The sequence below is a fragment of the Psychrobacter sp. FME13 genome (assembly GCF_014861395.1).
In the GTDB taxonomy this organism is placed as follows: domain Bacteria; phylum Pseudomonadota; class Gammaproteobacteria; order Pseudomonadales; family Moraxellaceae; genus Psychrobacter.
Map to the genome: position 1 here is coordinate 1 of NZ_RRYV01000111.1, position 10,116 is coordinate 10,116.

11 protein-coding genes are annotated in these 10,116 nt (G+C 41.4%); 5 read left to right on the forward strand and 6 right to left on the reverse strand.

Going from position 1 to position 10,116, the window contains the following annotated elements; all coding sequences use genetic code 11:
- Positions 1-111: 111 nt before the first annotated feature.
- Positions 112-585, reverse strand: a complete 474-nt coding sequence (locus EI164_RS11745; RefSeq protein WP_192520144.1) for an EVE domain-containing protein — start codon at positions 583-585, stop codon at positions 112-114.
- 251 nt (positions 586-836) lie between these two features.
- On the opposite strand from EI164_RS11745, the gene hemW reads away from it, so the two are divergent.
- Complete coding sequence (gene hemW, locus EI164_RS11750; protein ID WP_192520145.1) at positions 837-2,156, forward strand: radical SAM family heme chaperone HemW; 1,320 nt, start codon at positions 837-839, stop codon at positions 2,154-2,156.
- Between the two features lie 306 nt (positions 2,157-2,462).
- Here hemW and EI164_RS11755 read toward each other — a convergent pair whose 3' ends face one another.
- Positions 2,463-2,603 carry an entericidin A/B family lipoprotein gene (locus EI164_RS11755; protein WP_101204419.1) on the reverse strand — a complete coding sequence of 47 codons (141 nt, stop codon included), beginning with the start codon at positions 2,601-2,603 and terminating at the stop codon, positions 2,463-2,465.
- A gap of 258 nt (positions 2,604-2,861) precedes the next feature.
- Between EI164_RS11755 and EI164_RS11760 the strand changes: the two genes are divergently transcribed.
- Positions 2,862-3,422, forward strand: coding sequence for a tRNA (cytidine(34)-2'-O)-methyltransferase (locus EI164_RS11760; RefSeq protein ID WP_192520146.1), 561 nt, complete (start codon positions 2,862-2,864; stop codon positions 3,420-3,422).
- Between the two features lie 158 nt (positions 3,423-3,580).
- Here EI164_RS11760 and EI164_RS11765 read toward each other — a convergent pair whose 3' ends face one another.
- The 4 genes from EI164_RS11765 to tusD form a co-directional block, all read right to left on the reverse strand.
- Complete coding sequence (locus tag EI164_RS11765) at positions 3,581-3,946, reverse strand: TusE/DsrC/DsvC family sulfur relay protein (protein WP_192520147.1); 366 nt, start codon at positions 3,944-3,946, stop codon at positions 3,581-3,583.
- On the reverse strand, positions 3,943-4,272 hold the full coding sequence (locus EI164_RS11770) for a hypothetical protein (RefSeq protein ID WP_192520148.1): 330 nt from the start codon (positions 4,270-4,272) through the stop codon (positions 3,943-3,945). The genes EI164_RS11765 and EI164_RS11770 overlap by 4 nt, the downstream gene beginning before the upstream one ends.
- Before the next feature lie 23 nt (positions 4,273-4,295).
- Positions 4,296-4,619 (reverse strand): hypothetical protein, encoded by a 324-nt coding sequence (locus tag EI164_RS11775; RefSeq protein WP_192520149.1) that lies wholly within the window; start codon positions 4,617-4,619, stop codon positions 4,296-4,298.
- A gap of 88 nt (positions 4,620-4,707) precedes the next feature.
- Positions 4,708-5,124, reverse strand: a complete 417-nt coding sequence (tusD, locus tag EI164_RS11780; protein WP_192520150.1) for a sulfurtransferase complex subunit TusD — start codon at positions 5,122-5,124, stop codon at positions 4,708-4,710.
- A 217-nt stretch (positions 5,125-5,341) separates the two neighbouring features.
- Between tusD and glnE the strand changes: the two genes are divergently transcribed.
- The 3 genes from glnE (at position 5,342) to EI164_RS11795 (ending at position 10,082) form a co-directional block, all read left to right on the forward strand.
- Entirely contained in the window at positions 5,342-8,212 is a 2,871-nt protein-coding gene (glnE, locus tag EI164_RS11785) for a bifunctional [glutamate--ammonia ligase]-adenylyl-L-tyrosine phosphorylase/[glutamate--ammonia-ligase] adenylyltransferase (RefSeq protein WP_192520151.1), read from the forward strand.
- A 190-nt stretch (positions 8,213-8,402) separates the two neighbouring features.
- Positions 8,403-9,332, forward strand: a complete 930-nt coding sequence (locus tag EI164_RS11790; RefSeq protein ID WP_192520152.1) for a branched-chain amino acid transaminase — start codon at positions 8,403-8,405, stop codon at positions 9,330-9,332.
- Between the two features lie 459 nt (positions 9,333-9,791).
- Positions 9,792-10,082 carry a hypothetical protein gene (locus EI164_RS11795; protein ID WP_192520153.1) on the forward strand — a complete coding sequence of 97 codons (291 nt, stop codon included), beginning with the start codon at positions 9,792-9,794 and terminating at the stop codon, positions 10,080-10,082.
- Positions 10,083-10,116: the final 34 nt, after the last annotated feature.

Genomic DNA, 10,116 nt, shown 5'->3' on the forward strand with positions numbered 1-10,116 from the left:
GTCTCTTTATTTTAAAGGCTTTATACTTACTTTTCCAGATTAGGGACACGCCCTAGTGTCCAATGGTAGTCGGTATAGACCATCATAGAGAAAGGTAAATATGAACTTGGATCATATTAGTTCTAGTGTTTCAGCCATGTTCATAATCGCTTGCCAGTGCTTTGGCTCTAGCGGAATAACGGTGAGCTGCTGACAGCCTTTTCTCAGTAATAACGAGTCTTCGAGTGCTGGTAAAAATTTAAGCTCTAAGAGTGGTATAACATCGGTAAAGGCATGTTCAAACTTAACATCGACCATGTACCAGCGTGGTTCCTCTTCGGTGGCGATAGGGTCGTAATGGCGATGTTCAGGATGAAACTGAGTCGGGTCGGGGTATCCCGCTTTGCTAATAGTCATGATGCCAGCCACACCTGACGGTTTGGCGCTAGAATGATAAAAAATCACTTGGTCACCGACTTTCATATCATCGCGCATAAAGTTACGAGCACGATAATTACGTACGCCATCCCAGCCATCTGTGCCCAAACGTTGCAAGTCATTAATACCAAAAAACTTTGGATTGGATTTCATTAACCAGTAAGCCATATTATTATCCTGTTAATTATTATGGTTTTGTTAGGGTGTGTTGAACATTAATCAGCCGTTAGCCGGTGACAGTCGTTTTAGTGGTAGCCATTCTGCCAATAAGAAAGCGTAGTTAGTATGAGTGTTTGTTACTGGTTTTGTTATTGCAGGGATTTTCTTTAAGAGAGTCTTTTTTTTAATGAGTTTAGCCGTTATCCTAGCGCTACTTTCTGCTAATGACAGCAGCAACGTACTTATAGATAAATATTTTTATGTCAAATATCAATATCGTTAACGATTTACAGCAGATAGACATCTCTAATGACACTACTGCCAATGCGATAGAAGTCAGTGCTATTCCATTAGCGCTATATATTCACATTCCGTGGTGTGTAAAAAAGTGCCCTTATTGCGATTTCAACTCGCATGAGCTGCCGATAGATAGTCAGGTATCGATGTATGATGAGTATGTCGATGCATTGCTATCAGACGCGAACATGCAGCAGCCTTTAACCCAAAAAAGAGAAATTAGCTCGATATTTATCGGTGGTGGCACGCCATCGCTATTACCTATTGCCCAGTATCGGCGACTATTTTCTGGCTTGCAACGTATCTTGAAGTTTGCTGATGATATAGAAATCACCATGGAAGCCAATCCAGGCACATTAGAGCATGCGCCTTTTGCGCAATATTTAGACGTCGGTATCAACCGTTTGTCGATAGGTGTGCAAAGCTTTGCTGCTGATAAATTGGTAGCATTGGGACGTATACATAATCCTGATCAGGCGTTGTCTGCGATTCATGCTGCACGCGCTGCTGGGTTTGAGCGTGTCAATGTCGATTTGATGCATGGGTTGCCACAGCAAGCGATGGCTGAAGCATTAAACGATATTCAAATGGCACATGATGCAGGTGCAACTCATATCTCTTGGTATCAACTGACGATAGAACCTAATACCGTATTTTATCGTAGTCAGCCTATTTTGCCAGACGAAGACAATTTGGCAGATATTGAGCAAGCAGGTCAGACGCTATTGCAACAACTGGGCTATCACAATTATGAGGTGTCCGCTTGGGCAGGTGGATCTGATCAGCCGTGCCGTCACAATGTCAATTATTGGCAATTCGGTGATTATCTTGCCATTGGTGCGGGTGCTCATGGCAAAGTAACCGTTAGTCGCAGAACAACGATGAGTCATAAAGCGAATAACGCATCAGAAATGAATGAAAATGAAAGGTTAGTAGATGCTGGTATTTACCGTTTTAGCAAGTCACGGCTGCCTAAAGATTATGTGAGCTATCAGGATGTTACCGATTGCTCTAAAGCAAATGAAAATGCACCCAAAATGGTCGGTTGGAAAAAAATTGACAATAATGAGCTGGTCAGTGAGTTTATGCTAAATGCGCTGCGCTTACATGGCGGCGTTGCTTGGTCGTTATTTCAAGAGAGAACAGGACGAAAGCGTGATGACATTGCCTCATCCATAGATAAGCTGGTGGCACAAGGATTACTGACAGACAGTAGGGCGTGGTTACAGCCAACAGAATTGGGACAGCGTTATCTCAATCAGATATTAAGAGAGTTTTTATAGTGTTATAGTTTATCCGCTATAGAAATGTGACAGTGTTAAGCTTGTTTGAGTGATTTAATACATATCTACACTTGGTTGTTTTTTACCATTTTTACTTTATATATTGATAGCCTTTCAGAAAAAATCAGTGGAATATAAGCATCAATAAAAAAGGCTTACCAAATAAATGATAAGCCTTTTAAAAATCTATTATAGTCAAATCCAGATAAATCCGCTACATCGTCATCCTCGCTAACCATACTAATGTATCGCTTGCACTCGGTTTCCTTGTATCGAAATTATTTGAACTCAACTATATATTAATAATTAGATTTTATCTTGAACGTCTTGTGCGCCGCCAGTAACTGCATTACCAGCGCTTGATACGTCTTGACCCAAACCTTTAAAAGTGTTGCAACCAGTTAGTACAAACATAGCTGTCAAAGATGCGATGATTACTTTTTTCATAATAATATCCTCAAAATAAATTGTTTATAAATAATAACAGTGGTGTTAAGCATTTTGCTTAAGCCTTACTGAGGGTTTATTGAATAGAGAGATAATTATAAGTAATAACTATCTTGCTATCCGTTACAGACATCATAGTGAAAGTTAAAAACGTTGCACAGTATCAAAATGTAATTATTGGCAGTAAACTGTAACTTTCGATAACTCATTGACAATAAACATAAATAATAAGCCTTGACCACTTACGGAGTAGTTAGCATGACCATTCATATTGTATTGGTAGCACCCAAAATGCCTAGTAATACGGGTAATATTATCCGCTTGTGTGCCAATAGTGGCGCACAATTGCACTTAGTCAAGCCGTTAGGGTTTGAGCTTGATGATAAAAAACTACGCCGTGCAGGTTTGGATTATCATGAGTATGCACATCTGCAAGTACATGATGATTGGGTGGCCGCCAGACAGGCATTGCAAACTGCTGACTGTCATGTCGTTACGGCATTGACCACCAAATTGAGTAAACCATTTTACGATTATGATTTTAGTGGGCAGCAGGCAAGTGGGTCATCAGATGTGGCATTGATGCCCAATATCGCATTGGTGTTTGGCTCAGAAACGGCAGGTCTTGCAGATGATATACGAGCAGACATTGGTAGTGATAATTGGTTGAGACTACCAATGCTAGCCGATTCACGCAGTTTGAACTTGTCAAATAGCGTGGCGATATGTCTATATGAAATATGGCGTCAGCAAGGATTTGGTGGTGATGAAGGACGTAGCGTGGGTTATGAGACGTTGACGGTATACGATCCAAAATAGTGTTGCCAATGTTATCGTCATTGCGCTATACAACAATTAAAGCATAAAATGACTACAGCATAAAATGATTATAGCGTTAGCCTCGTTTGAAGCATTAAATATACGTCTACACTCGATCGCTTGGTACTACTTTTAAATTGAATCGACTATAGAGCGTGTTACAAGCAATTAGGCGGTTTTGGTAAACCTGCTAGACGATTGACATGACGGGCGACCAAACCTGTTTTGAATAGCTGCTGTAATTTTTGATTGCTAATATCGTGTTCAGGTAGCGTTTTTTGTAGCCATTTTATCAGCGGCCGTGTTGCGGGCGCATGATTAAATTTAGTAAAAAACGCTCGTACCTGCTGTAAAACCTCTAAATGCTCGGTCTCTAAATGTACGTCTAGCGTGTCAGCCAGCTGCTGTGCGATATCAGGTGTCCAGATAGTATGGTCACACAGATGACCGTCATGATCTAATTCAACACTAATTTCAATGTCATGAGGTGGTTTTGTAGGAGTAGTAGCATTATCGTTATTCATAAGGCAATAGTCACGACTTTATCAAATTGTTTGTCTTGAGTCAGGTTGACCCATTCATTATCTGTTAAGACGCCGCTTAGCTTGCTAGGCAACCTCAGTTTGTCAGTTGTATCAACAGATAGTTGTGAGATGTCATCGGCCAGTGCGTAAATACCAGCAATATCCTCAATATTGATATCGCCCAGATAGGCGTCTAGCCAGTCTATAAAAGCGACGGTCGTGCCAAGTAATACAATGCTGTCACCTGAGTGCCATGTACGTGACATCTCATCGACACTGCGTCTAAGTGTGTCTATTGTGCTGTGTAATTGATATAACGTTGCCATTTACTTTAATCCTATCTGATCAATTAAAAAGTCAGTATTTGTTCAAAATCTTGTGAGTTGACGATTTCTGGTATCAGGGTCAGTTGTGAGGCCAGGTCGGTTGGTAGCATGCCAGTGACCCAGCCACTAAAGACATCATCAGGTAACCAAGCCGCTGGCATATCATATAGCTCCAGTGATTGAATCATGCCATGCAAACGTGATTCAGATTGCATCAGTAGGCCAAAGACAGGGGCATCCAAATATAGTTGCACTTCATGACCAAAGGTCGCCAGTGTTAGGGCGAGTGCACAGCCTTCGTAACTGGCTATTTCAGTCGGTGTCTGCAACTGAATTAATAGTTTCATGATTAAATCCTAATCTGATTGGTCGCTTGACGGTTTATTATCGTCACGGTTAGGTTATCTAAGAGGTTTGTCTCAAAACAGTGTTCTGTTAAAACTGTATCAGACGACAGTTATCTTGCATCATCATAGCAAGCTCACTCAATCCGACCAGTGAAAAACCAGTAGCAAGGTTATCACCATTGAGTTGATGGCGTGTACTGTTGTCTGTGTCACTAATACCGCGGCTAAGTGCGGTACTGACACAGACTGGTAGTGACAATTGATACTGATCCGCAAGATGCTGCCATGCTTTGGTCAAATCGACCTGATCTGCTGACTGCCACCGCAAGCGGTTGGCGGTATGGGCACCGTCGCCGTAAAAAAAGACATTTAATTTTTTATTACTATTTATATCTTCCTGATTTAAGATGTTTTTGAGATAGGCATGAGCATAGCGTAGCGCTAGAGCGTTAAGCGGCTGACTAGGGTCAGCGGTAATCAGGAGTAAAGGAGTCGTGGTTGCCATAGTAAGTCTTATCAGTCATTAATGCTAAAGTGGTTTATGCTACCATAAAGCGTTCAAAAGCAAATAGAGTCAGTGTTATTAAAAGTGGTTTTATATTAAATACTGGCATATATTAGTATGGTTGTCCGATGCGGTGACTACCTCATAAGAAAAAACACTAATATTATGCGCTAGGTTCACGTAGTCTTATCATTCCAAGCAAGGAGTTTATTTACCTATGTTACCTGCTACGTCTTCACGTGAGATCCATGGTACAGATAGTCAGCCTACAGCAGATCAGCTGCAAGTATTGCAAACAGCTAGCGAGTTTGCATATCAGATTTGGGAGAGACGTACAGTCTCTTGCCAAACGTTTTTACGAAGTTACCCATTAGATCAGACTTTAACGCGGCAGCAGATTGACGATCTGATACAAGACTATACGTTGGATGAGAATTATCAACTTGCTGATGAAGTTAAGGTAATGAGAGGGCTACGTCATTTGCGCACCTTACTTATGATGCGTTGGATATGGCAAGATGCTTTGCAGGTGATTAAACTTGAGCAATTAACTGATGAGCTCTCTGAGTTTGCAGCTGGCTGTATCTCGTTTGCTAAAGATTATACCTATCAAAACTTGATTGACCAATATGGCGAACCGACTTTTATTGATGATAAAGGTCAGGTTCAAATTGATGATATGGCTATCATGGCTATGGGTAAGCTTGGCGCTCATGAGCTGAATTTATCGAGTGACATCGATCTTATCTTTGTGCATCAAGCACTGGGTGAAACCAATGGGGATAAAGCCAAAGGTACACGTAGTATAGATAATAAGCGTTTTATGACTAGGCTTGGTCAAGGTATTATCAAGTTGTTGGATCATAACACAGCAGATGGGTTCGTCTTTCGTGTTGATATGCGTCTGCGTCCATGGGGCGATGGTAGTGATTTGGCCATTCATCTGTCAGCACTACAAAAGTATTTTTGTCGACATGGACGAGCTTGGGAGCGTTTTGCATGGCTAAAAGCGCGAATAGTAGGGCAGCTAGAACAACCGTTTTATGATGAGTTACAAGCGCTTATTAAGCCATTTGTTTTTCGCTATTATGTTGATTACAGTGCTTTTTCAGCACTGAGAGAGATGAAATCTCTCATCCAAAACCAAGTGGCACAACGTGAAGATTTGGATAATATCAAACTTGGCGCAGGTGGTATTAGGGATATTGAATTTATCGTACAAGCGTTTCAGTTGATTTATGGTGGTAGGCATTCTCAATTACAAGTGAAGTCGTGTCTAGAAGCGATGCAGGTATTATATAAGCTCAAGTATTTAGAGCTTGTAACTTATAGGCATCTACAAGCAGCTTATCGCTTTTTACGTCGACTTGAGCATGCAATTCAGGCGATTAATGATCAGCAAACACAACGCTTACCACAGGATCCACATTGGCAACATAATCTGGCTATCACATTGGGTTTTGAGGATTGGAAAGCCTTGTTGCACACACTCAATCAGCATCGAAATAATGTAAATGTACCGTTTGAGAAGATGGTAATTGAACGGCAAGTACCAGATCAAGACGATGAAAGCCTTGAGCCAGAAGATCTTGATGAGCAGATTACACGCTTAAACAAAGTGCTCACACAAACAAACCGTGAGCTACTACAAAGCTTTTGGCAGTCAAAACTGGTCGGAAACTTAAGTGACGAAGCAAGAGAGCGTTTAGATGATGCATATCCTGTGATTGTCCATGCGCTATTGGCACATCAAGATCAGCAGCAATTGGCCAACACGGCGTTGCCACGTCTCATCTCCTTACTCGAAGCGATTTGTCGCCGTTCTATTTATTTAGTAATGATTGCAGAAAACCCAAATGCAACAACTGAACTCATTCCGATGCTGTCAGCGAGTCCTTGGATTGCAAAAGAGTTGGCACACTATCCTGTACTGCTAGATACTTTCTTACAGCAGCGCTACCATCATTTACCTGATAAGGCTGAGCTGCGTGATATTCTGCGTCAACAGTTATTACGTGTAGAACCTCATGATGAAGAAAAGCTGCTCAGCGTCTTACGACTGTTTAAAAAGAACCAAATATTGGCGGTGGCTGCTAGCGATATATTGGCTGAACGTCCTATTATGAAAGTATCTGATTCATTAACTTATATCGCAGCAGTGGTATTAGAGGCAGCATTAGAGCGTGCTTTTTCAGAGATTGTCAGCCGCTATGGCTATCCTATTGGCCAAGACGGCGACCCTGTGACTGAAGCCAATTGTGGATTTGCTATTATTGGTTATGGTAAACTTGGCGGGTTAGAGCTGTCCTATTCTTCAGACTTGGATTTGGTGTTTTTACATAAAATTAAAGAACAAGGCATGACCACAGGTGAAAAGTCTGTAAGCGGTATGAAGTTCGCTGCGCGCTTGGTACAAAAATTGATGAACTACCTCAATACGCAAACTCGAGATGGTCGTGTTTATGAGATTGATATGCGTCTGCGCCCTTCAGGTAATGCAGGCATGATGGTTGTGTCTTGTAATGCTTTTGAGACGTATCAGATGGATAAAGCCTGGTCGTGGGAACATCAGGCATTGGTGCGGGCGCGGGGAGTTTGTGGAGATAAAAGAGTCATGGCGCGCTTCTATGACATTCGACGAAATGTGCTGGCATTACCGCGTACGCTAGAGCAAGTGCGTAGTGAAGTCACCAGTATGCGTATTAAAATGCAAAAGCATCTAGGCACCAGCCAGTGGAAACAGCACGCTGGTAAATTCCATCTGAAACAAGATGCTGGCGGCATCATTGATATTGAGTTTTTGGCACAGTTTGCCGTATTGGCCTACTCACATGAGTACCCAAGCTTGACCAAATGGAGCGACAACGTTCGGATTTTTGAAGAGGTTGCATTACTAGGAATTTGGGAAGCGCAAGTTTGCCAAGACTTGACCGATGCTTATCTCAGAATACGCGCGGCCACCCATCAGTTGGCACTATCCGAGCAGTCGCTATTGGTCGATGAATCGCTATGGAAGGAAACGCGCGCACTGGTGCAAGATCAGTGGCAGCACTTGATGGGGGTGGATGATGCCGAGGATACGCCTTGAGCATTGAGACAATGTACAAACTACTTATAAAAAATTGACAATTGGTTTTCTTAAACCAATTTTCACAACCAAGATGCATTTTTTACCATAAAAATAGATGCGGTGGTGGTATCATATATGGTTGATAATCACTGTTAAACAAAACCTACTTAAAAAAGTTAGACGTCAGCGCTAGCATAAGGACTATAAAATGAATATGGCAACACAAGAAGGTAAGCTTTGGATGAATGGCACGATGATCGAGCAGCCGGACGCCCATGTTCACGTACTGACCCATAGCCTACATTATGGCATGGCAGTATTTGAAGGGGTTCGCGCTTACCAAACTGCTGACAACCGTACAGCGATTTTTCGCCTAAAAGAGCACACTGAGCGTTTGATGGGCTCAGCGAAGATTTTTCAGATGGATGTGCCTTTTGACGCAGCGGCACTTGAGCAAGCCCAGAAAGACGTGGTCAAACAAAACAACTTGGCAGAGGCGTATATCCGTCCGCTGATTTGGGTTGGCGCAGAAAAACTTGGCCTATCATCACGTGATAACAGTATCAATGCCATGGTCGCAGCATGGCATTGGGGCGCTTATTTGGGTGATGAAGGCATCAAAAACGGTATCCGTGTCAAAACCTCATCATTTACCCACCACATGACCAATGTGACCATGTGTAAAGCCAAAGCCTCGAGCAACTATCCTGTCTCTATCATGGCCAACCAAGAAGTCACCCGCAATGGCTACGATGAAGCTATCCTGATGGATCCACAAGGTTATGTCTGCCAAGGCGCAGGCGAAAACTTGTTTTTGGTCAAAGACGGCGTGCTACATACGCCAGATCTGGGCGGTGGTGCGCTTGACGGTATCACCCGTCGTACGATCATTCAGTTTGCTGACGACTTAGGTATCAAAGTCGTTGAGCGCCGTATCACTCGTGACGAGTTTTATTTAGCAGACGAGATCTTTATGACAGGTACGGCTGCCGAAGTGACCCCGATTCGTGAATACGATGACCGTACTATCGGCAATGGTGGTCGTGGTCCGTTGACTGAGAAGCTACAAAGCTTGTACTTCGATGTGGTACATGGTCGCAATGAGCAGTATATGGATTGGTTAAGTTTTATTGATTAATCCTAAGTTTAGAATAGTTAGAAACTTTTATATAAAAGAGCTAAGATTTATATGAGTCTTAGCTTTTTTTTTGAGTGTAATTTTTTTTAAAATGTTATATGATACCGAGCTCCGTACTTAGTATCATATAACGCATTATATTCTTATAAAAACACATAAATAGATCTCGTGCATAAGTCATTTCTATCCCTTTACTTTGTGAGCAGAAGTCAATAAAATGGTGCTTTTGTAATAGGTCTAATATATTTAGTTTTTCTGAATTTTTATTGTTTAATTCATTAGTATTATAAATTCATTACTTATTATGCATAGAAAAATAAATACTAATGCTTATAAATGCAGATTCATAATTGATAGTGTCTATATAAATAATATTAATTAACTTGATGTAATACAGTCAAACAAAGGCAGTTTTATTGAGAACAATAATACAAGTAATTACTCTGAGTTTCCCTTACCTTGATAAAGTTGAGTAAGTTTATGCAGTTTTCGGATAGTAGTGACATTACGTTAGTAATTACCAGTTGTGGAAGGTTCGATTTGCTTAAACGTACATTGGAGTCACTTGATAAATATATCGAGTATCCAATTATGAAAGTAATCATTACAGAAGATTCAGGTTCTAGTGATGTACATCTAACTATTCCTGAGCAGTGGAAGTTACATACAGATGTAATTATTAATGATGTCAAATTAGGGCAGCTAGCATCAATTGATAAAGCATATGAACTAGGGCGTGTCATCAATTAAGCCAAACGACACAAGAAACTAAGTGAATGGCACT